Annotated in this window: 28 protein-coding genes; 22 read left to right on the top strand and 6 right to left on the bottom strand. The window is 71.0% G+C overall.

Annotated elements, in window-relative coordinates:
* Positions 1 to 57 precede the first annotated feature (57 nt).
* The 4 genes from HNR67_RS02935 (at position 58) to HNR67_RS02920 (ending at position 4934) form a co-directional block, all read left to right on the top strand.
* Positions 58 to 837 (top strand): cytochrome c biogenesis CcdA family protein, encoded by a 780-nt coding sequence (locus HNR67_RS02935; RefSeq protein WP_185000588.1) that lies wholly within the window; start codon positions 58 to 60, stop codon positions 835 to 837.
* Between the two features lie 8 nt (positions 838 to 845).
* On the top strand, positions 846 to 2429 hold the full coding sequence (gene resB / locus HNR67_RS02930) for a cytochrome c biogenesis protein ResB (protein WP_185010066.1): 1584 nt from the start codon (positions 846 to 848) through the stop codon (positions 2427 to 2429).
* Positions 2429 to 3391, top strand: coding sequence for a c-type cytochrome biogenesis protein CcsB (ccsB, locus tag HNR67_RS02925; RefSeq protein ID WP_185000587.1), 963 nt, complete (start codon positions 2429 to 2431; stop codon positions 3389 to 3391). Before resB ends, ccsB begins: the two co-directional genes overlap by 1 nt.
* Positions 3392 to 3488: 97 nt before the next feature.
* Entirely contained in the window at positions 3489 to 4934 is a 1446-nt protein-coding gene (locus tag HNR67_RS02920) for a MinD/ParA family ATP-binding protein (RefSeq protein ID WP_312986297.1), read from the top strand.
* Between the two features lie 59 nt (positions 4935 to 4993).
* Here the strand turns inward: HNR67_RS02920 and HNR67_RS02915 are convergent, their stop codons facing one another.
* Positions 4994 to 5191: a hypothetical protein gene (locus tag HNR67_RS02915; RefSeq protein WP_185011798.1), complete on the bottom strand. Its 198-nt coding sequence runs from the start codon at positions 5189 to 5191 to the stop codon at positions 4994 to 4996.
* 283 nt (positions 5192 to 5474) lie between these two features.
* Here HNR67_RS02915 and HNR67_RS02910 point away from each other — a divergent pair, with 283 nt between their 5' ends.
* Positions 5475 to 6446, top strand: a complete 972-nt coding sequence (locus tag HNR67_RS02910) for a LysR family transcriptional regulator (RefSeq protein WP_185000586.1) — start codon at positions 5475 to 5477, stop codon at positions 6444 to 6446.
* Positions 6447 to 6515: 69 nt separating this feature from the next.
* On the opposite strand, the gene HNR67_RS02905 is transcribed toward HNR67_RS02910, so the two are convergent.
* On the bottom strand, positions 6516 to 6731 hold the full coding sequence (locus HNR67_RS02905) for a BldC family transcriptional regulator (RefSeq protein ID WP_185010062.1): 216 nt from the start codon (positions 6729 to 6731) through the stop codon (positions 6516 to 6518).
* A 173-nt stretch (positions 6732 to 6904) separates the two neighbouring features.
* Here HNR67_RS02905 and HNR67_RS02900 point away from each other — a divergent pair, with 173 nt between their 5' ends.
* The 6 genes from HNR67_RS02900 (at position 6905) to HNR67_RS02875 (ending at position 10550) form a co-directional block, all read left to right on the top strand.
* Positions 6905 to 7396, top strand: a complete 492-nt coding sequence (locus HNR67_RS02900) for an Lrp/AsnC family transcriptional regulator (RefSeq protein WP_185000585.1) — start codon at positions 6905 to 6907, stop codon at positions 7394 to 7396.
* 10 nt (positions 7397 to 7406) lie between these two features.
* Positions 7407 to 7691 carry a DUF4229 domain-containing protein gene (locus HNR67_RS02895; RefSeq protein ID WP_185000584.1) on the top strand — a complete coding sequence of 95 codons (285 nt, stop codon included), beginning with the start codon at positions 7407 to 7409 and terminating at the stop codon, positions 7689 to 7691.
* Between the two features lie 35 nt (positions 7692 to 7726).
* Positions 7727 to 8824, top strand: coding sequence for an L-cysteine desulfhydrase Cds1 (cds1, locus tag HNR67_RS02890; protein ID WP_185000583.1), 1098 nt, complete (start codon positions 7727 to 7729; stop codon positions 8822 to 8824).
* A gap of 69 nt (positions 8825 to 8893) precedes the next feature.
* Positions 8894 to 9217 (top strand): hypothetical protein, encoded by a 324-nt coding sequence (locus HNR67_RS02885; protein WP_185000582.1) that lies wholly within the window; start codon positions 8894 to 8896, stop codon positions 9215 to 9217.
* Positions 9217 to 10092 carry a hypothetical protein gene (locus HNR67_RS02880; protein ID WP_185000581.1) on the top strand — a complete coding sequence of 292 codons (876 nt, stop codon included), beginning with the start codon at positions 9217 to 9219 and terminating at the stop codon, positions 10090 to 10092. The genes HNR67_RS02885 and HNR67_RS02880 overlap by 1 nt, the downstream gene beginning before the upstream one ends.
* Positions 10089 to 10550 (top strand): hypothetical protein, encoded by a 462-nt coding sequence (locus tag HNR67_RS02875; protein WP_185000580.1) that lies wholly within the window; start codon positions 10089 to 10091, stop codon positions 10548 to 10550. The genes HNR67_RS02880 and HNR67_RS02875 overlap by 4 nt, the downstream gene beginning before the upstream one ends.
* Here HNR67_RS02875 and HNR67_RS02870 read toward each other — a convergent pair whose 3' ends face one another.
* The 3 genes from HNR67_RS02870 to menE form a co-directional block, all read right to left on the bottom strand.
* Positions 10551 to 11423, bottom strand: a complete 873-nt coding sequence (locus HNR67_RS02870) for a 1,4-dihydroxy-2-naphthoate polyprenyltransferase (protein ID WP_185000579.1) — start codon at positions 11421 to 11423, stop codon at positions 10551 to 10553.
* A 70-nt stretch (positions 11424 to 11493) separates the two neighbouring features.
* A complete protein-coding gene (locus HNR67_RS02865) occupies positions 11494 to 12669 on the bottom strand; it encodes a hypothetical protein (protein WP_185000578.1) in 1176 nt (391 codons plus the stop codon).
* A gap of 192 nt (positions 12670 to 12861) precedes the next feature.
* Positions 12862 to 14034 carry an o-succinylbenzoate--CoA ligase gene (menE, locus tag HNR67_RS02860; protein ID WP_185000577.1) on the bottom strand — a complete coding sequence of 391 codons (1173 nt, stop codon included), beginning with the start codon at positions 14032 to 14034 and terminating at the stop codon, positions 12862 to 12864.
* 18 nt (positions 14035 to 14052) lie between these two features.
* Here menE and menB point away from each other — a divergent pair, with 18 nt between their 5' ends.
* The 3 genes from menB (at position 14053) to HNR67_RS02845 (ending at position 18364) form a co-directional block, all read left to right on the top strand.
* Positions 14053 to 14922, top strand: a complete 870-nt coding sequence (gene menB / locus HNR67_RS02855; protein WP_185000576.1) for a 1,4-dihydroxy-2-naphthoyl-CoA synthase — start codon at positions 14053 to 14055, stop codon at positions 14920 to 14922.
* Positions 14919 to 16703 carry a 2-succinyl-5-enolpyruvyl-6-hydroxy-3-cyclohexene-1-carboxylic-acid synthase gene (gene menD, locus HNR67_RS02850; RefSeq protein ID WP_185000575.1) on the top strand — a complete coding sequence of 595 codons (1785 nt, stop codon included), beginning with the start codon at positions 14919 to 14921 and terminating at the stop codon, positions 16701 to 16703. Before menB ends, menD begins: the two co-directional genes overlap by 4 nt.
* 137 nt (positions 16704 to 16840) lie before the next feature.
* Positions 16841 to 18364: a M1 family metallopeptidase gene (locus HNR67_RS02845; RefSeq protein WP_185000574.1), complete on the top strand. Its 1524-nt coding sequence runs from the start codon at positions 16841 to 16843 to the stop codon at positions 18362 to 18364.
* A gap of 53 nt (positions 18365 to 18417) precedes the next feature.
* Here the strand turns inward: HNR67_RS02845 and HNR67_RS02840 are convergent, their stop codons facing one another.
* Positions 18418 to 19653, bottom strand: a complete 1236-nt coding sequence (locus HNR67_RS02840) for an isochorismate synthase (protein ID WP_312986291.1) — start codon at positions 19651 to 19653, stop codon at positions 18418 to 18420.
* A gap of 53 nt (positions 19654 to 19706) precedes the next feature.
* On the opposite strand from HNR67_RS02840, the gene HNR67_RS02835 reads away from it, so the two are divergent.
* From HNR67_RS02835 to HNR67_RS02800, 8 genes are all read left to right on the top strand, one after another.
* Complete coding sequence (locus tag HNR67_RS02835) at positions 19707 to 20174, top strand: DUF3592 domain-containing protein (RefSeq protein ID WP_312986289.1); 468 nt, start codon at positions 19707 to 19709, stop codon at positions 20172 to 20174.
* Between the two features lie 195 nt (positions 20175 to 20369).
* Positions 20370 to 21323 carry a 1,2-phenylacetyl-CoA epoxidase subunit PaaA gene (paaA, locus tag HNR67_RS02830; protein WP_185000573.1) on the top strand — a complete coding sequence of 318 codons (954 nt, stop codon included), beginning with the start codon at positions 20370 to 20372 and terminating at the stop codon, positions 21321 to 21323.
* Positions 21323 to 21616 (top strand): 1,2-phenylacetyl-CoA epoxidase subunit PaaB, encoded by a 294-nt coding sequence (gene paaB, locus HNR67_RS02825; RefSeq protein WP_185000572.1) that lies wholly within the window; start codon positions 21323 to 21325, stop codon positions 21614 to 21616. Before paaA ends, paaB begins: the two co-directional genes overlap by 1 nt.
* A 7-nt stretch (positions 21617 to 21623) precedes the next feature.
* Positions 21624 to 22508, top strand: coding sequence for a 1,2-phenylacetyl-CoA epoxidase subunit PaaC (gene paaC, locus HNR67_RS02820; protein WP_185000571.1), 885 nt, complete (start codon positions 21624 to 21626; stop codon positions 22506 to 22508).
* A gap of 5 nt (positions 22509 to 22513) precedes the next feature.
* Complete coding sequence (gene paaD / locus HNR67_RS02815; protein WP_185010056.1) at positions 22514 to 23020, top strand: 1,2-phenylacetyl-CoA epoxidase subunit PaaD; 507 nt, start codon at positions 22514 to 22516, stop codon at positions 23018 to 23020.
* Positions 23020 to 24105 carry a 1,2-phenylacetyl-CoA epoxidase subunit PaaE gene (gene paaE, locus HNR67_RS02810; protein WP_185000570.1) on the top strand — a complete coding sequence of 362 codons (1086 nt, stop codon included), beginning with the start codon at positions 23020 to 23022 and terminating at the stop codon, positions 24103 to 24105. The genes paaD and paaE overlap by 1 nt, the downstream gene beginning before the upstream one ends.
* 30 nt (positions 24106 to 24135) lie before the next feature.
* Complete coding sequence (locus tag HNR67_RS02805) at positions 24136 to 24891, top strand: hypothetical protein (RefSeq protein WP_185000569.1); 756 nt, start codon at positions 24136 to 24138, stop codon at positions 24889 to 24891.
* A 28-nt stretch (positions 24892 to 24919) separates the two neighbouring features.
* Positions 24920 to 25552 carry a hypothetical protein gene (locus HNR67_RS02800; protein ID WP_185000568.1) on the top strand — a complete coding sequence of 211 codons (633 nt, stop codon included), beginning with the start codon at positions 24920 to 24922 and terminating at the stop codon, positions 25550 to 25552.
* Positions 25553 to 25570: the final 18 nt, after the last annotated feature.

Below are 25570 nucleotides of genomic sequence, written 5' to 3'. Positions count from 1 at the left end.
TCCATGGTCGGACCCTGGCAAGCAGGTCCTCGGTCGAGTTACGTACTCTGGCTACTCGTGGACCCCGCCACCCAGCTAGCCATCTCGGGGCCGCTCTTCCTCGCGGCCCTCGTGGCCGTGCTCGCCGGGACGCTGTCCTTCGCGTCTCCGTGTGTGGTGCCGCTGGTCCCCGGTTACCTCTCCTACCTGGCCGGACTCGTCGGCGCCGACCAGCCGCCGATCAACGCCGACGAAGCAGCCGAGGCCCGCCGCGGTCGCTGGCGGGTGGCCGGGGCGGCGCTGCTGTTCGTGGCCGGGTTCACCGTGGTCTTCGCCATCGGCATGCTCGGCGTGCTCGGCCTGGCCGACGCGCTGATCGAGAACGGCCCGCTGCTGCAACGCGTCGGCGGGGTGATCACCATCTTCATGGGCCTGGTCTTCATGGGCCTGGTGCCGATGCTGCAACGCGATGTGCGCTCGCACCACGTGCCGCGCCTCGGCCTGGCGGGCGCGCCGGTGCTGGGCGCGTTGTTCGGCCTGGGCTGGGTGCCGTGCATGGGCCCGATGCTCACCGGCGTGGTCACCGTGGCCGCCGGCACCGGCGGCGGCAGCCTGCGCGGGATCGTGCTGATCCTGGCCTACTGCCTCGGTCTGGGCCTGCCGTTCCTGGTGCTCGCGCTCGGCGCGCGCTGGGCGGTGCGGGCCACCGGCTGGCTGCGCAGGCACACCCGAGGGGTGCAGCTCTTCGGCGGCGGGATGCTCGTGCTGGTGGGCGTGCTGCTGGTCACCGGCCTGTGGGGGCAGCTGGTGTCCTGGATCCAGATCAGCCTTGTCGCCGACTTCACCCTGCCGTTGTGAGCGAAGAGATGACCGAGTCCAGCACTCCCCAGCGGCAGGGCCGCGCCGCCGCCGTGCTCGCCTTCGGCCGCAACACCTGGCGCGGGCTGACCAGCATGCGCACCGCGCTGATCCTGCTGTTCCTGCTCGCGGTGGCCGCGCTGCCCGGCGCGCTGCTGCCGCAGTACTCGCTGAACGCGGTCAAGGTCGCCGAGTACATCAAGCAGTACCCCACCCTCGGCCCGATCCTGGACGACCTCGGCTTCTTCGCCGTCTACGGCGCGCCCTGGTTCGCCGCGATCTACGTGCTGCTGTTCGTCTCGCTGATCGGCTGCCTGCTGCCGCGCACGGTGGAGTACGCCCGCCAGCTCCGCCAGCAGCCGGTGCTGGTGCCGCGCAACCTGTCCCGGATGCCGCATCACGGCAGCACCACCGTGGACGGCTCGGTCGAGCAGGTGCTGGCCGCGACCAAGGGCACCCTGCGCGGCTGGCGCAAGATCGAGCGCACCGAGGACGAGGGCGTGGCCACGGTCAGCGCCGAACGCGGTTTCACCCGCGAGGCAGGCAACCTGGTCTTCCACTTCGCCCTGGTCGCGCTGCTGCTCGGGATGGCAGCAGGCAAGCTGTTCGGCTACGAGGGCCAGGTCATCGTGCTGGCCAACGGCTCCCAGTTCTGCAACTCCGGCATCTACGCCTACGACTCCTTCCGGCCGGGCCTGACCGTGGACGGCACCGAGCTGAACCCGTTCTGCGTGCGGGTGGACAGCATGGAGAGCCGCTACTTCGACGACCTGCAGCCGGACCGCTACCGGGCCCAGGTCGCCTACCAGGACGCGCACGAGCTGTCCGGCCCGAACTGGCGCACCGCCGAGCTGGAGGTCAACTCCCCGGTGCGCCTCTCCGGTGACCGGGTCTACCTGCTCGGCACCGGCTACGCGCCCCGCTTCGTGGTGACCTTCCCCGGCGGTGAGCAGCGCGTCGGGCAGGTGCAGTGGAAGCCGATGGACATGGTCACCCTGCTCTCGGAGGGCGCGACCAAGTTCGACCCGCCTGGCGTCACCGACTCCGAGGAACGGCGCAAGAAGCAGCTCGCGATCACCGGGTTGTTCGCGCCCACCGCGGGCTACCACGGCTCGGTGCTCACCTCGATCTTCCCGGAGGCCCGCGACCCCGCGGTGGCGGTGGACATCTACCGCGGCGACCTCGGCAACGAGTCCGGCCGCGGCCAGTCCATCTTCGAGATCGACAAGTCCATGGTCGACTCCGGCAGGCTGACCAAGGTGCTGCGCAAGAACCTCGCCATGGGCGAGGAGGTCACCCTGGACGACGGCACCAAGGTCCGCTTCGACGGGGTCGAGCAGTGGGTCTCGCTGCAGGTCTCCTCCGACCCGGCCCAGTTCGCGGTGCTGCTGGCCGGGCTGGCGGTGCTGGTCGGACTCGGCCTGTCGCTGATCATCAAGCGGCGGCGGCTGTGGGTCCGGCTGAGCCCGGCCGGGGATGGTCGTACCTTGATTGAGGTCGGCGGGCTCGCCCGGACCGACCAGGCTGGGTACGGCGAGGAGTTCACCCGAGTGGCCACCGAGCTGTTCGCGGCACGTGGAAAGGACAAGTGATGGCGGTCAACGAGACCCTGTCCACCTACAGCGACTGGTCCTACGCCAGTGGCCTGGCCGTGTACGTGCTGGCCATGGGCGCCTACGCCGCGGAGTACGCCTTCGGGCGCAAGCCGGCGCGGACCGAGGCCGGGCAGCTGGTCGGCGCGGGTGCGCCGGTCGCGCCGGAGCCGCCGCGGCCGGGTGTGATCGTGGAGCCGCCGCGGGCCACCGTGCCCGAGCGGGCAGGCCGGATCGCGGTGCTGCTCACCGGGCTGGGCGCGGTGTTCCACTTCGCCTCGCTGCTGCTGCGCGGGCTGGCCACCGAGCGGATGCCGCTGGGCAACATGTACGAGTACGTCTCCGCGGTGGCCCTGGTCGGCGTGGTGGCCTGGCTGGTGCTGCTGCGCAGGCACAACATCCGCAGGCTCGGGCTGTTCGTGTTGCTGCCACTGGTGATCCTGCTGTTCCTGGCCTGGGCGGTGCTCTACGCCAAGGCCGCGCCGCTGGTGCCCGCGCTGCGCTCGTACTGGATCGTCATCCACGTCTCGGTGATCGTCATCGGCAGCGGGCTGCTGATCCTGCCCGGCGTGACCAGCATGCTGTACCTGGTGCGCAAGGCCCACGACGCCAACCCGGCCCGCTTCGTCCGGGTCGCCAGCAAACTGCCAGAGGCCGACGCGCTGGACCGGATCTCCTATCGGGTGACCGTGTTCGCCTTCCCGCTGCTCACCTTCGGCATCATCGCCGGCGCGATCTGGGCCGAATCCGCCTGGGGCCGCTACTGGGGCTGGGACCCGAAGGAGACCGTCGCCTTCGTCTCCTGGGTGGTCTACGCCGCCTACCTGCACGCCAGGGCCACCGCGGGCTGGCGCGGCAAGCCCGCCGCCTGGATCAACATCTTCGGCTGGGTCACCGTGGTGTTCAACCTGTTCTTCATCAACATGGTGGTGGCCGGCCTGCACTCCTACGCGGGAGTCTGACCCGACACACCGCCACCCCGGCTCGCACGTCCCCCGCCCTGGCGGCTACCGTCGCAGGAGTTGACAAACGCGATGCCGGCGATGGAGGACTCCAACGGTGACCGGACGGTACGAGGAGCCCGAGACCCAGAACGTCCAGTGGGTGCCGCCGGAAAAGCAGCAGCAGCAGGGACAACAGCAGGAACCGCTGTACGTGGACCCGTCCACCTCCGGCGCCTACCAGGTGGGTGGCGGTCAGTCCGGCCCCTACCGGGTCGACCCGTCCACCTCCGGCCCCAACCAGGTCGGCGGCGGCCCGTCCGGCGCCTATCAGGTCGGTGGCGGCGCCTCCGGCCCGTACCCGGTCAGCGGCGGCCCGTCCGGTCCGTACTCCGTCGGCGGCGGCCCCTCCGGGCCCTACCCGGTCAGCGGTGGCCCCTCCGGCCCGCACCAGGTCGACCCGAACACCTCCGGCGCCTACTACGTCGAGCAGACCGCCTCCGGCCCGCAGCCGCAGCAGCAGGCGTACCAGCCCCAGCCGCAGCAGCAGTACCAGCCGCAGCAGGCCCCGCCGCCCGGCTACCCGCAGCAGGCGCTGGCCCAGCCGCGCCCGCAGCACCCCGGCGGCCAGCAGGACCTGTCCTCCCAGCAGCTGCTCCGGCAGACCAAGCGGCCGCCATCGGCAGGCTGGCGGCGGGCGGTCTACAAGGCATCCGGCCACCTGCTCAACCTCGGTGAGAGCCCGGCCGACATCCAGCGCCGGGACCTGATCACCCGGGTCAACCAGCCGGTGCACGGCTGCTACAAGATCGCCATGCTGAGCCTCAAGGGCGGGGTCGGCAAGACCACCACCACGGCCAGCCTCGGCTCCACCTTCTCCTCGCTGCGCGGGGACCGGGTGGTCGCGGTGGACGCCAACCCCGACCGCGGCACCCTGGCGCAGAAGATCCCGCTGGAGACCACCGCCACCGTGCGGCACCTGCTCCGGGACGCGCAGCGGATCCGCCGCTACAGCGATGTGCGCGCCTACACCTCCCAGGGCCCCAGCCGCCTCGAGGTGCTGGCCAGCGAGCAGGACCCGGCGGTGTCCGAGGCGTTCAGCGAGGACGACTACCGCCGCACGGTCGCGCTGCTCGAGGTCTTCTACAACATCGTGCTCACCGACTGCGGCACCGGCCTGATGCACTCCGCGATGAAGGGCGTGCTGGAACTGGCCGACTCGCTGGTGATCGTCTCCTCCGGTTCGGTGGACGGCGCCCGCAGCGCCTCGGCCACCCTGGACTGGCTGGACGCGCACGGCTACCGCGAACTGGTCTCCCGTTCGGTCGCCGTGATCAACTCGGTCCGGCCCGGCTCCGGCAAGGTCGACCTCGACCGGCTCAGCGAGCACTTCGCGGCCCGCTGCCGCGCGGTCTGCCGGATCCCGTTCGACCCGCACCTGGAAGAGGGCGCGGAGATCGAACTGGAACGCCTCGCGCCGAACACCCGGATCGCCATGCTGGAACTGGCCGCCACCGTGGCCGACGATTTCCCGCACGCGGTCGCCCGTTCCCGGGCCCGCTGAGCTTCCGGAACCACTGACCCGCGCCGGGGCGGCTGGCAGTCGCCCCGGCTGGTCTCACCTCATTCGTCGGTGTCCTTGCGCTTCTGGTCCCGGCGGTTCTCATCCAGCCTGCGCAGGAAGTCCGGGTCGTCATCCGGAGCGAGCGGACCACCCGCCGCGCGGTAGCTGCGCGGGCGCTTCTCCGGACCGAAGGCCCGCCACATCAGCGCGCCAACGGTGACCGCCCCGATGACCGCGAGCAGGTACAGGTACAGCAACGCTGCCTCCTCTCACATACCCGACACCGAGGTTAACGGAAGCCGGCGTAGTGGGGTTGGCCGCGAAAGGGCGCCGTAAGGACAAGAAGAAGACCCCGGTGAGGCCGGTGGATCGCCCTTAGTGATCCAACCGACCCCGCCGGGGTCCTGCGGCAGGGGCGCCGTGGGTTCCAGGCCACCTTGGTTCCCAGGCTGCTCTTGTCCTTCTGCCTGCCGCTGTGGCTCAACCTTGGCAGCCCGGAATGACCTTGCACACATCCCGGCTGGCCATAGCATGCGGGTTATGGAACTGGAGGTCCGTCACCTCCGGGTGCTGCTCGCCGTCGCCGATGCCGGCAGTGTCTCGAAGGCCGCCGCCACCCTCGGGCTGTCCCAGCCGAGTCTGTCCGCCCAGCTCAGGCGGATCGAGACCAGCATGGGCGCGCCGCTGTTCGACCGCTCGGCCGAGGGCGTCGCGCCCACCGCGGTCGGCCGGTTCGTGCTGGCCAAGGCGCGCACCGTGCTGGCCGAACTGGACGAGCTACGGTCCTGGGCCGGGAAGGCGGGCACCGCGGCCGGGGTGACCAAGGTCCAGGTCGGCAGCGTGCCCGGACCGATCGCCGCCCGGCTCGCGCTGTCATTGCAACGTCTTTACCCAGGCGAGATCGAGGTGCACAGCCTGGCTGAGCAATCCAGCTTCGCCATGCTGGGCCTGCTCGGCGGCCGAAGGATGGATGTGGCCGTGGTGGAGGAGTTCAGCGGCCACGACCTGCCCGCGGTGGCCGGGGTGCGCCGGGCCCCGCTGGTGCCGGTGGAACCGGTCTTCGTCGCGGTCGCCGAGACCCACCCGCTGGCCGCCGAGACCGTGATCGACCTGGCCGATCTGGCCAAGGAACCCTGGATCGTGGACCCGCTGATGGACTCCGGCGAGACCGCGCACCTGCGCCGCCGCTGCCAGGAGGCCGGCTTCGAGCCGCTGATCAGGCACCACGCCACCGAGACCAGCGCGGCCCGCGGCGCGGTCTCCAGCGGCCTGTGCGTGAGCCTGGCCCAGGCCACCGCCAGGGAAGGACTCGGCCTGGTGATCCGGCCACTGCGCGGCGACCCGCTGGTGCGGCGGCTGGACGTGGCCTGGAGCGAGACCGGCCCGGTGGACGAGCCGCTGGCCAGGGAGGCCGCGGTGGACGCCTACCTGGGCCTGGTGGGGGCCAACCCGAGCTATGCCGCCTGGTGGGCGGCGCACCCCGAGGTTCACCCGAAAGGTAAAGAGAGCTAAAAGCCGATCGGCGAGAACGGGCCGTCTCCGGCCGTTCTCGCCGCGGTGATCCTGGTCACCATTGGCAGCTCAGCCCAGTGCTGGTCCCGGCGTGGTGAGTTCCGCCAGCAGCGCGTTGACCTCGGACTCCCGGAAACGACGGTGTCCGCCAGGCGTGCGGATCGAACCGATGCGGCCAGCGGTGGCCCACCGGGTCACGGTCTTGGGGTCCACCCGGAACAGACCGGCGACCTCACCTGGCGTAAGCAGACGCTCCGCTCCCGCGGGACGGGGCGCCGGACGCATGGTGGTCACTTTTCCCTCCTCACCACGGGCCCGAGATCCTCGGGTCCGTACTCGGAGGAATGGTGGCATTTCACCCTTCAGGTACTCGAACGTTTGTCTGTAGGTAATGGGCAGGTAAGGGACGAATCGGTCACTCGAACGGCCCATCATCGGAGCACATAGGGTCTGCTGCCATGGATCTCGTGGATCGGCAGATCATCGCGGCGCTTCGGGCCAACGGGCGGGCGACCTACGCCGACCTGGGCCGACAGGTGGGGCTGTCCGCCTCGGCGGTGCACGAGCGGGTGGGCAAGCTGGAGAACTCCGGCGTCATCACCGGCTACCACGCCATGGTGGACCCGATGGCGGTCGGCCTGGGCGTGACCGCGCTGGTCGGCATCCACCCCTCCGACACCGGCGACGAGGACCGGATCGCGGCCAGCCTGGCCGCCCTGCCCGAGGTCGAGTCCTGTTACGCGGTGGCCGGCGACGAGGCGTTCGTGGTCAAGATCCGGGTGTCCACCGTGGACGACCTGGAGCGCTCGCTGGTCCGGCTGCGGCGGATCGACGGGGTGGCCCGCACCCGCACCACCGTGGTGCTCAGCACCCGGTTCGAGGGCCGCCCGAACACCCCGGGCTCCATCGCCGACCCGCCACCCGGCGACAGCCCGAACCGCGGCGCGTAGCCTCAGTCCCGTGGAGGTCACCGACACGCCGGACACCAGCGGCACCCTGAACCGAGACCTGGCGCTCTACACCGTCGCCCGTCTCGGCCTGGTGGTCCTGTTCGCCGCGATCCTGGCCACGGTCGGCGTGCCGCTGCTGGTCGCACTGGCGGTCGCCTTCGTGACCGCGCTGCCGCTGTCCTTCGTGCTCTTCGGCAGCCTGCGCCAGCGGGTGGCCAAGGGGCTGGCCGAACGCGGTGTGCAGCGCAAGGACGAGCGCGCCCGGCTGCGCGCCCAGCTCCGCGGCGAGGGCTGAACCGGCCGTTCACCATGGCCGCCTAAGCTGCGGGCATGGCCGTGGTGGATCGTTGTTGTGACAAGACCCGGAGCTGGGTCAACGAGGCAGTCCGGATCATCGAGGCGGATGCCAACCGCAGCGCGGACACCCATCTGCTCGCCTACCCGCTGCCGCCGGAGTGGGGCATCGACCTCTACCTCAAGGACGAGTCCACCCACCCCACCGGCTCGCTCAAGCACCGGCTGGCCCGGTCGTTGTTCCTCTACGCCATCTGCAACGGCTGGGTGGTCGGCGGCACCCCGGTGATCGAGGCGTCCTCCGGCTCCACCGCGGTCTCCGAGGCATACTTCGCCCGGCTGCTCGGCCTGCCCTTCATCGCGGTGATGCCGCGCTCCACCTCGGCGGAGAAGATCGCGCTGATCGAGCGTGAGGGCGGGCGCTGCCACTTCGTCGACTCGCCCGGTGCGATCTACGACGAGTCCCGGCGGCTGGCCGCGGAGCTGGACGGGCACTTCATGGACCAGTTCACCCACGCCGAGCGGGCCACCGACTGGCGCGGGAACAACAACATCGCCGAGTCGATCTTCGAGCAGATGCGGCTGGAGCGGCACCCGGAGCCGGAGTGGGTGGTGGTCGGCGCGGGCACCGGCGGCACCGGGGCGACCATCGGGCGCTACGTGCGTTACCGGCAGCTGCGCACCAGGCTGGCCGTGGTGGACCCGGAGTTCTCGGTCTTCTACGACGCCTGGCGGGACAGCGATCCGGAGCTGACCGGCCTGCGTGGCTCCCGGATCGAGGGCATCGGGCGGCCCAGGGTGGAGCCCTCCTTCGTCGGGCAGGTCATCGACCGGATGATCAAGGTGCCGGACGCGGCCTCGATCGCGGTGATCCGGCATGCCGAGGAGTTGCTCGGGCGGCGGGTCGGCGGGTCGACCGGCACCAACCTGTGGGGCGCCTTCCAGCTGGTGGCCGAGATGCGCGCGCAGGGCAGGGCGGGCAGCGTGATCACGCTGCTGTGCGACGGCGGCGAGCGGTACGCGCCGACCTACTACAACGACGAGTGGCTGGCCGCCCAGGAACTCGACCTGACCGAGCCGACGGCGACCGTGGCCGAGTTCCACCGCAGTGGCGAGTGGGCCGTCCGCGACTGATCGGGAACCCTGGGTAGCCTCGCGCCGTCCAACCGCGGTCAGTGACGGCGCGCATCGGGGGTCCAGCACATGGTCCAGCGGCACAACACCGAGGAGCTGAAGGCCTACGCGGCCTACCTCGGCACCGTGGCCGGTCAGTTCGACCAGGTCAAGAACTACCTGCACCAGCACGGCTGCGACAAGAGCGGCTTCACCGGCCTGCTCACCATCCTGCAGCCGGGGGTGGACCTGGTACGCGGGGCCTACGACCTGGCGCTGGACTTCGGGCAGGACCGGATGCACGGCTCGGCCGAGCGGATGGCCCAGATCGCGGCGGACTACGAGCGCACCGACCAGCAGGTCGCGCAGGTCTTCGCCCGGATCAACGACCAGCTCGGGCAGGTGCGTGCCTGATGGCCACCGGCTACGCGGACAAGACCGACCTCGGCGGCGTGCTCAAGGCGCCTGAGGACACCTCGGGCGCCAAGATCGAGGAGCTGATCAAGGAGCAGGGCTGGCAGGTGCAGGCCGTGGACTGGGCCTTCACCAAGGTCACCGGCGAGAGCATCGTGCAGAAGGTGATCATGCCGATCACCGGTGACTACACCCGCATCCAGATGAACGGCGACGCCTGGCGCACCGGGGCCGAGGCGATGGACGTCATGTCCGCCAACCTCAACGCGGGCGTGGACCAGGTCAGGGAGTCCTGGGAGGGCGCGGCCGCCGTCGCGCACGAGGTGTTCGTCAAGGCGGTGTGGAAGGCGGGGCTGCTGGCCGAGGCCCAGGTCGCCAAGCTGATCGCCAAGGGCTTCGACAAGGTCGCCGAGGGCGCCAAGAAGCTCTGCCAGAAGGCCCTGGATCTGATCAAGTTCCTGGTCAACAAGCTGATCGACGCGATCAAGAAGGCGTGGATCCCGGCCTACGGCTGGATCAAGGCGGCCGAGCTGATCTGGGACGCCTACCAGATCTACCGCAAGATCATGGAGATCGTCGAGGCGGTCAAGCGGATCATCGAGACCGCCAAGCAGCTGCACGACACCATCTCCCAGGTGCCCTCCCAGCTCGGCAAGATCAAGGACGTGCGCAGCGTCGGCGACGCGATCGAGGTCGGCAAGGACCTCAAGCAGAGCGCCACCGACATCAAGGACGGGGCCACCAGCATCCGCGACGACGCCCGCGGCATCGGTGACTCGGCCAAGGAAGCCCGCGCCGCAGGCCGGGAGACCGGCAAGGACGCCAAGGCGCTCAACGACCACCTGCGGAAACCGGCTGGAGCGAACCCGCGATGAGCACTCCCGACCAGGACTGGCGCACCCCGGAGGTCCGCCGCGCCGAGGCCGAGCTGGACGCCTCGATGGATGCCATGGAGGAGGTGCTGCGCTCGGCCCAGGAACTGCAGGACAGCCTGCGCCCGGCCGAGATCACCGCCACCGAGGAGGACATCAGGGCGATCGAGCGGGAGGCCGCCAAGCCGGACGCGCCGGCCGAACTCCGCGCGCTGCGGGCCAAAGTCGAGGCCGGTGACCTCAGCTGGCGGGACGTGCTGGAGGGCCGGGCCTACGACGATCCGGAGGTGCGCGCCGCGCTGGAGCCCAATCTGGGCCGGATGGGCACCACCTACCAGCTCTTCCAGGAGGGCCACACCCTGGACGAGGTGCTGGAGGCGCACCGCCAGTCCCAGCGCCGGAACAACGATGATGACGACGACGGCGGCGAGAACATCGTGCTGCGGCACGACTCCTGGTGATCAGCCCAGCGTGAGCCCGATCCCGGTGCCAAGGGACCACACCAGCATGGCCAGTGCGGTGTCCTTGAGCACCGGGATCAGCTGCATCCCGGTGTCGCCGCGCAGCACCCGGCGCAGCGAGAAGAACACCAGCGGCGCGGCCAGGAAGCCGAGCAGCGCCCACGGCTGCCGGAAGCCGACCAGCGTGGTCAGCAGGAACGGCACCACCACCAGCGCGGTGTAGAGCCCTCGGGTGTCCCGGTCGCCGAGCAGCACGGCCAGGGTGCGCTTGCCGGTCTCCCGGTCCGAGGGGATGTCCCGCAGGTTGTTGGAGACCAGCACCGAGGCGGAGAACAGGCCGGCGCCCACCGCGCCGCCGATGCCGGCGCCGCTGATCTCGCCAGCCTGGATGTAGAGCGTGCCGAGCACCGCGACCGGGCCGAAGAAGACGAACACCGCGATCTCGCCCATGGCCGCGTAGCCGTAGGGGCGCTTGCCGCCGGTGTAGAACCAGGCCGCCGCGATGCAGATCGCGCCGACCGGGATGAACCACCAGTTGCCCGAGGTCACCGCGATGGTCAGGCCGGTGACCGCGGCCAGGCCGAAGCAGACCAGCGCCGCGCGCAGCACCGTTTTCGGCTCCGCGGCGCCGGATCCGACCAGTCGCAGCGGGCCGACCCGGTTGTCGTCGGTGCCGCGGATGCCGTCGGAGTAGTCGTTGGCGAAGTTCACCCCGATCACCAGGCTCAGCGCGACCAGCAGGCACAGCCCGGCCTGCAACCCGTTGAACCCGTCCACCGCGACCGCGGCCCCGGAGCCGACCACCACCGGCGCGACCGCGTTCGGCAGGGTCCGCAGACGAGCACCTTCAACCCACTGGGCGACTGTCGGCATGCCGCCATCCTGCAACACGGCTGGTGGGAACGCGTGCCCGCCCCCGCGCGGGCGGGCACGCGCCGTCCGGTCAGCAGCGACCGACCGTGCCAACCCCGGCGAGGTAGGCCTTGGACACGAACTTCCCGGCGCTGATCCGGAACCAGACATTGCTGGTGCCCTGGGTCCCGGTCACGTTCTCCCCGGTCACCTGGCACTCCACCTTGACCCTGGCGAAGTTGGCGGCCAACCCGACCTGCGCGTTGGCCGAACTCGCGCCGGTGCGCACGTTAAGGGCGTCGCCGCCGGTGCGGACAGTGCCGAAGGTCCCGCCGGCGGTCCACAGGTACTCCACGGTCACCCAGGAGTTGTCGGTGAGCTTGAGCCCGTCCCAGAAGGTGCCGTCGGCCAGGTCGATCCCGGCCGGGTTGGCCACGGTCCGGCCGAAGCCGTCCTTACCGCCGTTGTAGCCGTTCTGGTAGGCCGCCTGGGCCTGTGGCCTGCCCTGCGGCAGGTTCTTCCACATCTCCCTGGTGGCCGAGGGGTTCCAGTAGTCGTCCTTGATGTTCCACGGGCCCACGTCCCACACCGGCGCCCATTCGCAGCGCCCGTTGGCCGCGCACACCTTCACGCTGTAGGTGCCGGTGCCCTTGCTGGCCAGGCCGCGCCGGGAGGGCAGCGCGACGAAGTGGTCCCTGGCCACGATCACGTGCCCGTTCGCGGTGGTGCCGCCGACCAGGCCCTCCCTGGTGGCGAACACCCGGTAGCTCAGGCCCGCAGCGCCCTGTGCGGACGGCGCGCTCGGTGCGAGGTCGGCGTTGAGGGTGAGCGCGGTGAGTTTCGGCGTCTGGCCCTTGGGCGCGGTGAGTGCCACCCGGACCTGGATCACCTTGGCGGGCGCGGAGATCACCGCGGGCTCGCCGGGTTTCGCCTCGGCCCACTCGGTCCACTCGTCCTCGCCGAGCCGGCCGCGGATGTCGATGGCCAGTTCGGCGCCCGCCGGGACCTCGCTGCGGACGGCGGCCGCGACGCGGTTGACGGGCTGGTCGAGCGTGTGCGGGGTGAGCTGCAGGAAGCCGGTGGCCAGGCCGGTGCGGGCGCTGGCGTGTTCGGCCGCGGTGCCGCCAAGGGTGACCGCGCCGCCGGTGGTGCTGACGTTGCTGTCGTCCTCGTCGATGACGGTCAGGTCAGGGGTCCACGTCGGTGGTCCGGCGGGGGCCGCGACGGCTGGGGCGCTGAGCAGGGCGAGCAGGGCAATCGTTGGCATTGCGAGGCCGAGTAATCGGGTTCCGGCCGTGTTCGGGGCGCGCATGATCGCTCCGTTCCCCGGAGCACGCGGAGCGGATCAACCGCAGCAGGGGCCGCATGTCCGGATCGCTCGAACAGGGAAGCCGGACAAGTGGTGATCTGTCAACGAATCACATGAATCAGTTGAAAGTTGGTAACCAGTTCGGAGTAATCAGTCGTCCTCGCCCAGGAGTTCGGACACCGCGCGCCGGTCCACCTTGCCCGGTCCGCGCAGCGGCAGCTCGGGCAGGAACAGCACCCGGCGCGGCGTGCAGGCCCGCCCGGCGACCTCCCGGACCGCCGCGCGGAGCTGGTCGGCCGACGGCGGTTCGCCCCACTCGGCGGGCACCACCACGGCCGCGACCGCCTGTCCCCACTCCGGATCCGGCACCCCGACCACGCAGGCCTCCCGCACGCCTGGACAGTCGGTAAGCGCGCGTTCGACCAGCGCGGGTGGCACCTTCTCGCCACCGGTGATGATCACGTCGTCGGCCCGGCCGAGGATCTCCAGCCGCCCGTCCGCGGCGAACCGGCCCAGGTCACCGGTGCGGAACCAGCCGTCGGCGAAGGCAGCCGCGGTGACCTCCGGCGCCAGCCGGTAGCCCCTGGCCAGCATCGGCCCGCCCAGTTCGACCGCGTTGCCCTGGCCCAGCCGGACCCGCGCGCCGGTCAGCGGCCGCCCGTCGTACACGCAGCCGCCCGCGGTCTCGCTCATGCCATAGGTGGTGGTCACCGCGACTCCGGCGGCCCTGGCCGCGCGCAGCAGGGCCGGGGGAGTGGCCGCACCGCCGACGATCACCGCGGCGAACCCGCGTAGCGCGGCGAGCCCGGCGCCGCCCTCGGCGATCAGCCGGGAGAGCTGGGTCGGCACCAGCGCGGTGTAAGCCCGCCCGGCCGCCAGTGCCGGACCGGCCGCGGCGGCGAAGGCGTCCGGGCGGAAACCCTCGGCCGAATCGAGCACGCAGGGGTCGAAACCGGCCAGTAGCGACCGGGTGAGCACCTGGAGTCCGGCGATGTGGTGCACCGGCAGCGCGAGCAGCCAGCGGCCAGGACCGCCCAGCCGCTCGTGCGTGGCCGCGGCCGAAGCGCGCAACGCGGCCTCGGTCAGCAGCACGCCCTTGGGTGTCCCGGTGGAACCGGAGGTGGGCACGATCAGTGCCACATCGAGGTCTTGCTCACCCTGCTCCGGGCGCAGCGCGGCGGCCACCCTCTCCCCGGCCAAGCCCGGGGCCAGCGGCAACAGCGCTGGACCGCCTTCCAGCGCGGCGCGCAGGGCGTGGTGAGCATCACGTGCACAACCCGCGCTGTTGTCGCAGGTCAGGGTCAGAATCGGACGGGGGCGCATCAGGGTTAGCCTAATCTTGTGACCGCGACCGACCCCGCCCACTCCTCGATCGAGCTTGCCGCCGACTGGAAGTCCGACGGCGACTACCGCGACATCCGGTACGAGACCGCCGAGGGCATCGCCAAGATCACGATCAATCGGCCAGAGGTGCGCAACGCCTTCCGGCCGCAAACCCTCTTCGAGCTTGCCGACGCCTTCAACCGCGCGCGCGACGACGACCAGGTCGGCGTCATCATCCTGACCGGGCAGGGCGATCTGGCCTTCTGCTCCGGCGGTGACCAGCGCATCCGCGGCAACGACGGCTACATCGGCGAGGACGAGGTCGCGCAGAAGGGCATCGGCCGCCTCAACGTGCTCGACCTGCAGATCCAGATCCGGCGCACGCCCAAGCCGGTGATCGCGATGGTCGCCGGATACGCCATCGGCGGCGGCCACGTGCTGCACATCGTGTGCGACCTGACCATCGCCGCGGACAACGCCAAGTTCGGCCAGACCGGACCCAAGGTCGGATCCTTCGACGGTGGTTACGGCTCGGGTCTGCTGGCCAGGATGGTCGGGCAGAAGAAGGCCCGCGAGATCTGGTACCTGTGCCGGCAGTACGACGCGGCGCAGGCCGAGGCGATGGGCCTGGTCAACACCGTCGTGCCGCTGAAGGACCTGGAGAAGGAAACCGTGCAGTGGTGCCGCGAGATGCTCCAGCACTCGCCGCTGGCCCTGCGCATGCTCAAGGCCTCGCACAACGCCGCCGACGACGGCCTGGCCGGCATCCAGCAGCTCGCCGGTGACGCGACCCTGCTCTTCTACATGTCCGAAGAGGCGCAGGAAGGCCGCAACGCCTACACCGAGCGGCGCAAGCCCGACTTCGGGAAGTTCCCGAAGCGACCGTGAACCCTTCCACAGCGCAGGCCAGGGTCGTCGTTGACGAGTTGATCCGCAACGACGTGCGTCATGTCGTGCTCTGCCCTGGCTCGCGCAACGCTCCGCTGTCCTTCGCCCTCTACGAGGCCGCGACGGCAGGCAGGCTCACCCTGCACGTGCGCATCGACGAGCGCGGTGCGGGCTTCCTCGCCCTCGGCCTGGCCAAGGGACTGGCGCACCGGCCACACCGGCGCGGGTTCGCCGCCGTGGTGTGCACCTCCGGCACCGCGGTGGCCAACCTGCACCCGGCGGTGCTGGAGGCGTACCACTCCGGCGCCGCGCTGCTGGTGGTCACCGCGGACCGGCCGCCGGAGGTCTACGGCACCGGCGCGAACCAGACCATCCAGCAGAACGGCGTCTACGCCAGCGCGGCCACCACCATCGACTTCCCGGTGGCCGAGCGCCGCGCCGGGCAGAACGGGGTGTGGCGCGGGCTGGTCTGCCGCGCGGTGGCCCAGGCCGACGCCGGGGCGCCGGTGCACGTGAACATCCCCTTCCGCGAGCCGCTGGTGCCCGACGGCGACCTGCTGGACTGGCCGGAGGCGCTGGCCGGGCGGCCGGAGCAGGAGCGCTGGACCTCGGTCCGGCCCGGGGTGATCAGCAGTGATCCGCTGGGCGGCGGGCCGATCTTCCACCTGCGCCCGCGCACCCTGGTGGTGGTCGGCGACACCGACTTCGGCACCGGGCACGCGGCGGGCGAGGTGGCGGCCAAGCTGGGCTGGCCGGTGGTCACCGAACCCACCGCGATGGGCGGCCCGGTGGCCTCCGGCGCGGTGGTGCTCCAGCACGGCTCGCTGCTGCTCAACTCCGGCGAGCTGCCCGAGCGGCTGCACCCGGACTCGGTGGTGGTGATCGGCAGGCCGACCCTCTCCCGAGGGGTGCAGCGGCTGCTCAAGCAGGCCCCGGTGGTGCACGTGGTGCGCAGCGGCCAGGGCTGGGCCGACCCGCAGCACGTGGCCACGCACGTCTCCGACCACCTCGGCCTGGACGACCTCAACTTCGCCGCCATGGACGATGCGGACCTGACCAGCCGCACCTGGACCGAGACCTACCCCGGCGACCCGGCCTGGCTCACCGACTGGCAGCGGGCGGACGCGCTGGCCTCGGTCGCGGTGGAGGAGCTGCTCGCCGAGCAGACCTGGCCGACCGGCCTGCACGTGGCCCGCGCGCTGATGACCGAACTGCCGGAGGACGCGGTGCTGTTCCTGGGCAGCTCCAACCCGGTGCGCGATATCGACCTGGTCGGCGCCCGCCGGTCAGGGCCGGTGGTGATCTCCAACCGGGGCGTGGCCGGTATCGACGGCAGCGTCTCCAGCGCGATCGGCGCGGCCCTCGGCGCGGTCAGCGCGGACAGCAGGGTCGGCCACGGCTACGCGCTGCTGGGCGACCTGACCTTCCTGCACGACCTCAACGGCCTGCTGCTCGGCCCGCTGGAGGCCAGGCCGGACCTGACCATCGTGGTGCTCAACGACGACGGTGGCGGCATCTTCTCGCTGCTGGAACAGGGCGCGCCGGACCACTCGGCCTCCTTCGAGCGGGTCTTCGGCACCCCGCACGGCTCCGACCTCGGCGCGCTGTGCGCCGGGTACCGGGTGCCGTACCGGCTGGCCGCCGATGGGGCGGACTTCCGGGACGCGCTGCGGCCGGGGCCGGGGATCCGGGTGGTGGAGGTGCGCGCGGACCGGCAGCGGCTGCGCACCGTGCACGAGCGGTTGCGAACCAGGGTGCGTCAGGTGATCACCGCGCCCTGATCCTGTTCAGTTTTTCCATTTCGCCTGATCCCAAGCCGTGGGCATACGTGTAACACCCTGGTGCTGACCTGCGCACGTGGCTATGTTCCCTGCCAGCGCGACCGCCCGCTGGTCGCTCTCAACAGGAGGGGACAACCGTGCTTCGACGACACAGCTTCCGCGTGGCGGCGGCAGCGGCGGCGGCCGTGGCCCTGCTCGCGTGGCCGGCGTCGGCTGGCACCGATTCCACCGGGGCTCCGGGGATTGGTGACGAGTACTACCCGAACGACGGCAATGGCGGATACGACGTCTCGCACTACGACATCCGCCTTAAGTACCAGCCGGCCAGCGACACGCTGACCGGCACCACGACCATCGTGGCCTCGCCCACCCAGGAGCTGAGCCGGTTCAACCTGGACTTCGCCCTGCCGGTGAAGTCGGTGCGGGTCAACGGCGCCAAGGCGACGTTCAGCCAGACCGCGGACGCCGAGGTCGTGGTGACCCCGGCGCGCACCGCGGCCAAGGGCTCGTTGCTGACCGTGGTGGTCGAGTACGAGGGCATCCCCTCGCAGACCAAGGTCAACGGCCAGACGCTGTGGAAGAAGACCTCCGACGGCGCGGTGGCGATCAACGAGCCGCACATCGCCCGCTGGTGGTTCCCGAGCAACGACCACCCCACCGACAAGGCCACCTTCGACGTCAGCGTCGCGGTGCCCACCGGTGTCGAGGTGATCTCCAACGGCGCGCTGAAGAGCCGCGCGGTGCAGCCGGGCGGCTGGACCCGCTGGAACTGGCGCTCCACCAAGCCGCAGGCGACCTACCTGGCCTTCCTGACCATCGGCCAGTTCGAGATCCACCAGAGCACCGGGCACAAGGGGCAGCCGTTCATCACGGCCTACTCCGAGGGCCTCGGCGAGATCGAGGGCCCGGCCAAGGCCTCCCTGGAGCGCACCCCCGAGGTGATCGAGTTCCTGGAGACCGTCTTCGGCGAGTGGCCGTTCGAGGCCCAGGGCGGGGTGGTGCCCAAGGAGGGCCTGACCTTCGCGCTGGAGAACCAGACCCGGCCGACCTACGCGCCCGGGTTCTTCCGCAACGGCAACAACATCAACGTCGTGGTGCACGAGCTGGCGCACCAGTGGTTCGGCGACTCGGTGTCGGTGGCCAAGTGGCGCAACATCTGGCTGAACGAGGGCTTCGCGACCTACGCCCCGTGGCTGTGGTCCGAGCACGCCGGTGAGGGCACCGCGCAGGAGTGGTTCGACTTCACCTACGCCCGCTACGCCGAGAACGACCCGTTCTGGCAGGTCGTCATCGGTGCGCCGGGCTCGGGCAACGAGTTCCACGGCGCGGTCTACGACCGGGGCGCGATGGCCCTGCACGCGATCCGCAAGACCGTCGGCGACAAGGTCTTCTTCCAGACGGTGAAGACCTGGACCGAGAACAAGAAGTACGGCAACGCCACCATCGAGGAGTTCAAGGCCCTGGCCGAGGTGCTCTCCGGCAAGAAGCTGGACGAGGTCTTCAACACCTGGCTGTTCACCAAGGGCAAGCCGAAGCTCACCCCCGAGGTCTCCACCCAGGGCACCGAGCGCTCGGCCAAGGTGAAGGAGCCGAAGAACGCCAAGAAGGCGATCGAGAACCAGCAGATCCTGCACGACCTGTCCGCCCGCGCGGGCAAGTAAATCCACGAAGGACGGCGGGATTCCCTTCCACGCGAAGGGGATCCCGCCTTTCTTTATGCGCCTTCGAGGGCGTCCCGCACCGGGATCATCTTCGCCCCGGCTTCGGCCACCTCGGTGTCCGGATCCGAATCGGCCACGATCCCGCACCCGGCGAACAACCGGGCCGTGTTCCCGGCCAGCTGCGCGCACCGCAACGCCACGCCCAGCTCCCCGTCGCCCGCCCCGTCGATCCAGCCCACCGGTCCGGCGTAGCGCCCGCGGTCCATGCCCTCCAGCTCGGCGATCAGCCGCACCGCGTCCGGGGTGGGCGTGCCGCCGACCGCCGCGGTCGGGTGCACCGCCTCGGCCAGCCGCAACAGCGAGCCGTCATCGTGCAGCCGGCCACGCACATCGGTGGACAGGTGCAGCACATTGCGCAGCCGCAACACCTCCGGCGTGGCAGGCGCGTCCAGCTCGGCGCACAACGGGCCGAGCCGGTCCACGAACGAGCGCACCGCGTAGGCGTGCTCCTCCCGGTTCTTGCCCGAGGCCAGCAGTTCGGCGGCCAGTTCGTCCTCGGTGATCCCCGGCCGCGGCCACATGGTCCCGGCCAGCACCCGCGAGGAGAAGTCAGACCCGTTGCGCCGCAACAACAACTCCGGCGTGGCTCCAACCAGCCCGGCCACCGCGTAGGCCCAGCAACTCGGGTACCGCCTGGCCAGTCCGGCCAGCAGGAACCGGGGATCGAACGGTTCGGCGGCAGTGGCCAGCAGATCGTGCGCGAGCACCACCTTGGCCAGCTCGCCGTCCCGCATCCGGCGCACCGCGGTCCGCACGGCCTCCCGGTACCGCGTCACCGAATGCCGCCCCTCGGCGTACCGCACCACCCCCGGCCCACGCACCGGCAGCACCGGCGTCGCCGAGGCCCCGCCAACCTCGGTCCGCCACACCCGCCCGCCCCGCTGCCCGAGGATCACCCGCGGCACCACCAGCACCGACTCCGCGGCCCCGGCCGCGAACGCCATGCTCACGAACGCCACCGCCCCGGTCCCCGGCAGCCCCACCTCGTCCTCGACGTCCAGACTGCCCTGCAACTCCCGCCACCAGGCATCCGCCGCCGCGAACCGATCCGGCCCGGAACACCGGAACTCCGCCGCCACTCCCCACCCGACCAGCCCGTCCCCACCCCGGACCCAGGCGAGCACATCCTCGGATGAGGGAAGCTGTGCCAGCAGGTCAACCCCGGCGGGCAGCTCCCGGGTGCGCACCCGCACGGCGCGCGCACTGCTGCGAGACGGTGCGAAGGTCACCCCAGCAGCGTATGGCCCGCGCCCACCGGAACGCGCGCACTAGAGTTCGTGCTGTGGCGGAGAACGCAGGACTACTGGACCGGCTGCGCCGGCGCGTGGCGGCACTGCCCAAGCCGCGCAGGCTGCGCCGCACGTCCGTGGCGGTACTGGCGGTGGCGAGCCTGCTGACGCTGATGTGCCTGGTGCTCTTCGGCGCCATGCTGGTCAACGACTACAAGATCGGCAGACGCACCGGCACGGCGGTGGCCGAGGTCCAGGCAGTCACCTTCGCCCGCACCATCGTCCGCTACAACACCCCCGACGGCGCCATCCACAGCCCCACCCGCGGCATCCTGTACCCCTCGGGCCTGGCCGAGGGCAACCTGGTCAAGGTCGAGTACGACCTGTACTTCCCGGACGAACTGGTCCGGGTCGAGGGCCGCAACGCCTGGATGAACGTGTGGCCGGTGGTCGCGGTCATCGCCGGCGCCTGGGTGATCGCGTATCCGCTGGTCCGTCGGCTGGAGAAACGCCGCACCTGACCGGCCCGCCGCACCTTCGCAACCCGTCCGCGCATCCCCCGCGAGCCCGCGGTCATCGAATGTGAGTGATTGACCACTCTCTCCGGCCCTGGCAACCCTGAGCTGCCCCGGACCGGCAATGTGACACCTTCTCCCAATTTCGGCGATTCGGTGTAACATCTAGCCTGTTCCCCGAACCGGCCGGAGGTGTCTGCCGTGCTCGAAACCGAATCGCCAGAGCTGGAAGCCGAGTTCACCGCCACAGTCACCGCCGACGGCCGGATCGAGCCGAGGGACTGGATGCCCGACGCCTACCGGGCCACCCTGATCAGGCAGATCGCCCAGCACGCGCACTCGGAGATCATCGGCATGCAGCCGGAGGGCAACTGGATCAGCCGGGCGCCCAGTCTGCGGCGCAAGGCGATCCTGCTCGCCAAGGTCCAGGACGAGGCCGGGCATGGGCTTTACCTGTACGCGGCGGCGGCCACGCTGGGCGCCGACCGGACCGATCTGACCGAGAAGCTGATCAGCGGGCGGCAGAAGTACTCCTCGATCTTCAACTACCCCACGCTGACCTTCGCCGACGTCGGGGTCATCGGCTGGCTGGTGGACGGCGCCGCGATCTGCAACCAGGTCCCGTTGTGCCGCACCAGTTACGGGCCCTACGCCCGCGCGATGATCCGGGTCTGCAAGGAGGAGTCCTTCCATCAGCGGCAGGGCTATGAGCTGCTGATGACCATGATGCGCGGCAGCGACAACCAGCGGCGGATGGTGCAGGAGTCGGTGGATCGGTGGTGGTGGCCGTCGCTGATGATGTTCGGGCCGCCGGATGACAGCTCGCCCAACACCGAGCGGTCCATGGCCTGGCGGATCAAGCGGCACACCAATGACGAGCTGCGGCAGAAGTTCGTGGACATGTCCGTGCCGCAGGCCGAGGCACTCGGGGTCACCTTCCCCGACCCGGAACTGCGCTGGAACGAAGAGCGCGGGCAGCACGACTTCGGCACGCCGGACTTCGCCGAGCTGATGCGGGTGGTCAAGGGCAACGGGCCGTGCAACGCCGAGCGGATCGAGCACCGGCGGCGGGCGCATGAGGACGGCGACTGGGTGCGGGAGGCGGCCGCGGCCTACGCGGCCAAGCGGGCGGCGCGAGCGAAGGGTGTTGCGTGATGGCCGAGGTGCGTTCGTCCTGGCCGCTGTGGGAGGTCTTCGTGCGCGGGCGCCGCGGCCTCAACCACGTGCACGTCGGCTCACTGCACGCCCCGGACGCGGACATGGCCGTGCGCAACGCGCGCGACCTCTACACCCGGCGCAACGAGGGTGTGAGCATCTGGGTGGTCCAGGCCGAGGCGATCACCGCCTCCAGTCCGGACGAGAAGGACCCGTTCTTCGCACCGGCCGGGGACAAGGTCTACCGGCACCCCACCTTCTACGACATCCCCGACGGCGTTCCGCACCTGTGAGGCTCTGATGTCCTTCGACAACGCCTACGAGGGGCTCACCGCGGAGCACGACGACGCCCGGTGGGCCTACGGTTCCGGCTTCCACGACGAGATGTCCACTGTGGACAGGGAGATTCCGTCCACTGTGGACCGGGCGGACCTGGCCGCGTACGCGCTGATGCTCGGCGACGACGCGCTGATCCTGTCCCAGCGCACCGCCGAGTGGTGCTCCAACGGCCCTGAGCTGGAGGAGGACGTGGCGCTGGCCAACATCGCGCTCGACCTGCTCGGCCAGGCCAGGCTGCTGCTCACCAGGGCTGGCGAGGTCGAGGGCGCGGGCCGGGACGAGGATCGGCTGGCCTACTTCCGGGACGAGATCGACTTCCGCAACGTGCGCCTGGTCGAGCAGGACAACGGCGACTTCGCGCAGACCATCGCCCGGCTGCTGCTGTTCTCCAGCGCGCGGCTGGCGTTGTTCGTCCGGCTCTCCGCCTCGGCCGACCCCGTCCTCGCGGCGGTCGCGGCCAAGGGCGTCAAGGAACTGGCCTACCACCGCGATCACGCGGCGCAGTGGACCGTCCGGCTCGGTGACGGCACCGAGGAGTCGCACCGGCGGATGCAGGCCGGGCTGGACCGGGTCTGGCCCTACCTGGAGGAGCTGTTCACCGCGCATCCGGTGGAGCAGCGGCTGGCCGCCGCGGGTGTCGCGGTGGACCCGGGCGAGCTGCGGGCCGAGGTGGACGCGGTGCTGGACCAGGTCCTGACCGCGGCCACGCTGACCAGGCCCGACGTCGCCCCGATGGCCACCGTCAGCGGCCGGGCCGGGCGGGACGGCGTGCACTCCCGGCCGATGGGCTACCTGCTGGCCGAACTCCAGCACATCGCCCGCTCCCAGCCGGACGCGGTCTGGTGACCGCGATGGCACCGTCCACAGTGGACTACGCGCGCCAGGTGGCCGAGCAGGTGCTCGACCCGGAGCTGCCCGTGCTCACCCTGGCCGAACTGGGTGTGCTGCGTGCGGTCGAACTGGCCGGGGACACCGTGCTGGTCACCATCACGCCCACCTACTCCGGCTGCCCAGCCCTGGACGAGATGCGCGCCGACCTGCGCAAGGGCCTGCGCGAGGCCGGGTTCGCGCACGTCGAGGTGCGCACCGTGCTGAGTCCGGCCTGGACCACCGACTGGATCAGCGAGGACGGCCGCCGCAAGCTCACCGAACACGGCATTGCCCCGCCCCGGCGGATCGGCCCGCGACTGGCCGGACCGGTGCCGCTGCGGCTGGACCCGCCCAGCGCGGTGGTGCCCTGCCCGCGCTGTGGATCACGGGACACCGTGGAGCTGTCCCGGTTCTCCTCCACCGCGTGCAAGGCCCTGCGCAGCTGCTCGGCCTGTGCCGAACCCTTCGAGCACGTCAAGGAGATCTGATGGCCGCTCCGGCGATGTCGCGTCCTCGCGCGGCCTTCCACAACCTGGAGGTGGCCAGGGTCGACCAGCTCTGCGCGGACGCGGTCGCGGTCACCCTGGCGGTGCCGGAAGACTTGCGCGCCGAGTTCGCCTTCCGGCCCGGCCAGTACCTGACCCTGCGCCGGATCAGCCCGGACGGCGTTGAGGAACGGCGTTCCTACTCGATCTGCGCCCCGCGCGGGCGGGCCCCGCAGATCGGTGTGCGCCGGGTCGACGGCGGGCTGTTCTCCTCCTGGCTGGTGGACGAACTGCGCGCGGGCGACCGGATCGACGTGCTGCCGCCCTCCGGCGGGTTCAGCCCGACCGAACTCGGCGGCCACCACGTGCTGCTGGCCGCGGGCTCTGGCATCACCCCGGTGCTCTCCATCGCGGCCACCCTGCTGGCCGACTGCCCGGACAGCCGGGTCACCCTCTTCTACGGCAACCGGCGCAGCGACACGGTGATGTTCGCCGAGGAGCTGGCCGACCTCAAGGACGCCTACCGCGGCCGGCTGCAACTCGTGCACGTGCTCAGCCGGGAACGCGGCGACGTGGAGCTGTTCGCCGGGCGGCTGGACGCCGAGCGGATCGGCAAGCTGCTGGACCTGCTGGTGCCGGTGGCCGATATCGCGCACTGGTGGCTGTGCGGGCCCTACGGCATGGTCACCGCCGCCCAGCAGGTGCTGCTCGACCGGGCGGTGCCGACCGAGCGGGTGCACCAGGAGCTGTTCTACGTCGACGAGCCGCCGCCCGAGCTGAACCGGGTGGAGGAGTCCATTGTGGACGGTGACGCGGCCGAGGTGGTGGTGTTGCTGGACGGGCGGGAGACGGTGCTCGCGCTGCCCCGCGACACCCCGATCCTGGACGCCGCGCAGCGGGTGCGGGCCGATCTGCCCTTCGCCTGCAAGGGCGGGGTGTGCGGCACCTGCCGGGCCAAGGTCACCGTCGGCGAGGTCCGGATGCGGCGCAACTTCGCGCTGGAACAGCACGAGATCGACGCCGGGTTCGTGCTGACCTGCCAGGCGTTGCCGGTGACCGAACAGGTGACGGTGGACTTCGACGCCTGACCGGGTTGCGCGCGGCCGTAAATTGGGAGGGTGAGCACACTGCCCGGCATCCCGGGGCTGCCCGAGCGCGTCTCGTCCGGCCCGGTGGCCCGCGTGCGGAATCCACGGCTGCGATCCCCGATGCTGCTCGGCGCGGCCGGCGGCGCGCTGATCTGCATGCTGGCCACGGTGCTGCTGATGCCCGTCTCGGTGGTCGGGGATTCGGTGTCGGCGCTGCTCATGCTGGCCGGACTGGTCGGTGCGGGGGTGGGCATGCTGGCCGGGGCCACGCTGGGCCTGTTCGGCCTGACCGGCCCGGTCTCGGTGGCCCCGGCCGAACTCGTGGCGGAACCCGAACCTGAACCCGAGCTCATGCCCGCGCCGAAGCCGGTCCCGCCACCGAGGGCCTCGATGGCCCGGCCGCCGGAGTTCCGCGCGCCGCCGCCGGATGTGTGGACCGCGATGTTCGAGTCCTGCGCCGGTTCGCTGCGCCGGGTCCGGCACGCCGCCGACGCGGTGCCCGCCTCACCCGCCAGGGACTGGCTGCTGCGGATCATGACCACGATGCGTGGTGAACTGGAGGTGGCCCGCGCGCTGGCCGAGACCGGGCGGCGGCTGCACGCCGGTGCGGAGCATCCGGCCAGGGTGCGGCTGGCCACGGCGGTCGAGGAGTTCGCCGCCGCCGAACGGCAACTGGGGGAGATCATCGTGCGACTGGCCGGAGCGCCCGAGCTGCATCGGGTGGGTGATGAGCTGCGCATGCTGGAACAGCAGCTCCCGTTGCTGCGTCAGAACCACCATGACTGACCGGAACCGCCGACCCAGCAATCCGGTCGTGACCGGGTTCCTCGTCGGCTACGGCGTGGTTTTCCTGCCGTTCCTGCTGGTGCTGCTGATCAGCGGGTCCTTCGTGGGCAGCACGGCGATCTACGCGTTCATGGCGCTGATGGTCGGCCCGTTCCTGGTCGGCGGGCTGCCCGGTCTGCTCATCGGCGGTGTGGTCATGGGCGTCACCTCGGCCTCCGGTCGGCAGCGCCCCGCACTGCCCCCACCACCGCCGCAGCCCTACCGGATGCCGCTGCCGCCGCCGAGGGTCGACGACGCCTGGTCCCGGCTACTGGACGCTTGCGAGCAGCCGGTGCAGCGCTGTGACCAGGCATTGGCCGCGGTGCCGCCGTCACCGGCCAAGGACTGGCTCGGCCAGATCGTGGCCACCATGCGGGCCGAGCTGCCCACCGCACGCGGCCTGGCCGAGACCGGCCGCCGCCTGCAGCTGGACCGGCAGTCCCGGCTCAACGAGCACCCGCTCTACCGCAGGCTCTTCGCCGCCACCCAGGAGTTCGCCGCCACCGAGCGCCGGATCGGCGAGGTGATCACCCAGCTGGTCGCCCAGCCCGATCTCAAGCGGGTGGACAGCCAGCTGCAGCTGCTGGAACAGCAGCTCCCGCACCTGCGTCCGGCCGACTGAGCCCGCGTCGCCTGATCA

Source organism: Crossiella cryophila, assembly GCF_014204915.1.
GTDB lineage: Bacteria > Actinomycetota > Actinomycetes > Mycobacteriales > Pseudonocardiaceae > Crossiella > Crossiella cryophila.
The sequence above is the reverse complement of the archived record's forward strand: the minus strand, read 5'-3'. Positions and strand labels throughout refer to the sequence as shown.

Coding starts and splice junctions, on each gene's coding strand:
- HNR67_RS02905 (WP_185010062.1), bottom strand. CDS start 6,731: ATGCGTCCGGCGCCCCGTCCCGCGGGAGCGGAGCGTCTGCTTACGCCA.
- HNR67_RS02910 (WP_185000586.1), top strand. CDS start 5,475: ATGGAACTGGAGGTCCGTCACCTCCGGGTGCTGCTCGCCGTCGCCGAT.
- HNR67_RS02870 (WP_185000579.1), bottom strand. CDS start 11,423: ATGCCGACAGTCGCCCAGTGGGTTGAAGGTGCTCGTCTGCGGACCCTG.
- HNR67_RS02865 (WP_185000578.1), bottom strand. CDS start 12,669: ATGCCAACGATTGCCCTGCTCGCCCTGCTCAGCGCCCCAGCCGTCGCG.
- resB (WP_185010066.1), top strand. CDS start 846: ATGACCGAGTCCAGCACTCCCCAGCGGCAGGGCCGCGCCGCCGCCGTG.
- ccsB (WP_185000587.1), top strand. CDS start 2,429: ATGGCGGTCAACGAGACCCTGTCCACCTACAGCGACTGGTCCTACGCC.
- paaB (WP_185000572.1), top strand. CDS start 21,323: ATGGCCGAGGTGCGTTCGTCCTGGCCGCTGTGGGAGGTCTTCGTGCGC.
- HNR67_RS02875 (WP_185000580.1), top strand. CDS start 10,089: ATGAGCACTCCCGACCAGGACTGGCGCACCCCGGAGGTCCGCCGCGCC.
- paaE (WP_185000570.1), top strand. CDS start 23,020: ATGGCCGCTCCGGCGATGTCGCGTCCTCGCGCGGCCTTCCACAACCTG.
- HNR67_RS02880 (WP_185000581.1), top strand. CDS start 9,217: ATGGCCACCGGCTACGCGGACAAGACCGACCTCGGCGGCGTGCTCAAG.
- menE (WP_185000577.1), bottom strand. CDS start 14,034: ATGCGCCCCCGTCCGATTCTGACCCTGACCTGCGACAACAGCGCGGGT.
- HNR67_RS02900 (WP_185000585.1), top strand. CDS start 6,905: ATGGATCTCGTGGATCGGCAGATCATCGCGGCGCTTCGGGCCAACGGG.
- HNR67_RS02885 (WP_185000582.1), top strand. CDS start 8,894: ATGGTCCAGCGGCACAACACCGAGGAGCTGAAGGCCTACGCGGCCTAC.
- paaD (WP_185010056.1), top strand. CDS start 22,514: ATGGCACCGTCCACAGTGGACTACGCGCGCCAGGTGGCCGAGCAGGTG.
- paaC (WP_185000571.1), top strand. CDS start 21,624: ATGTCCTTCGACAACGCCTACGAGGGGCTCACCGCGGAGCACGACGAC.
- cds1 (WP_185000583.1), top strand. CDS start 7,727: ATGGCCGTGGTGGATCGTTGTTGTGACAAGACCCGGAGCTGGGTCAAC.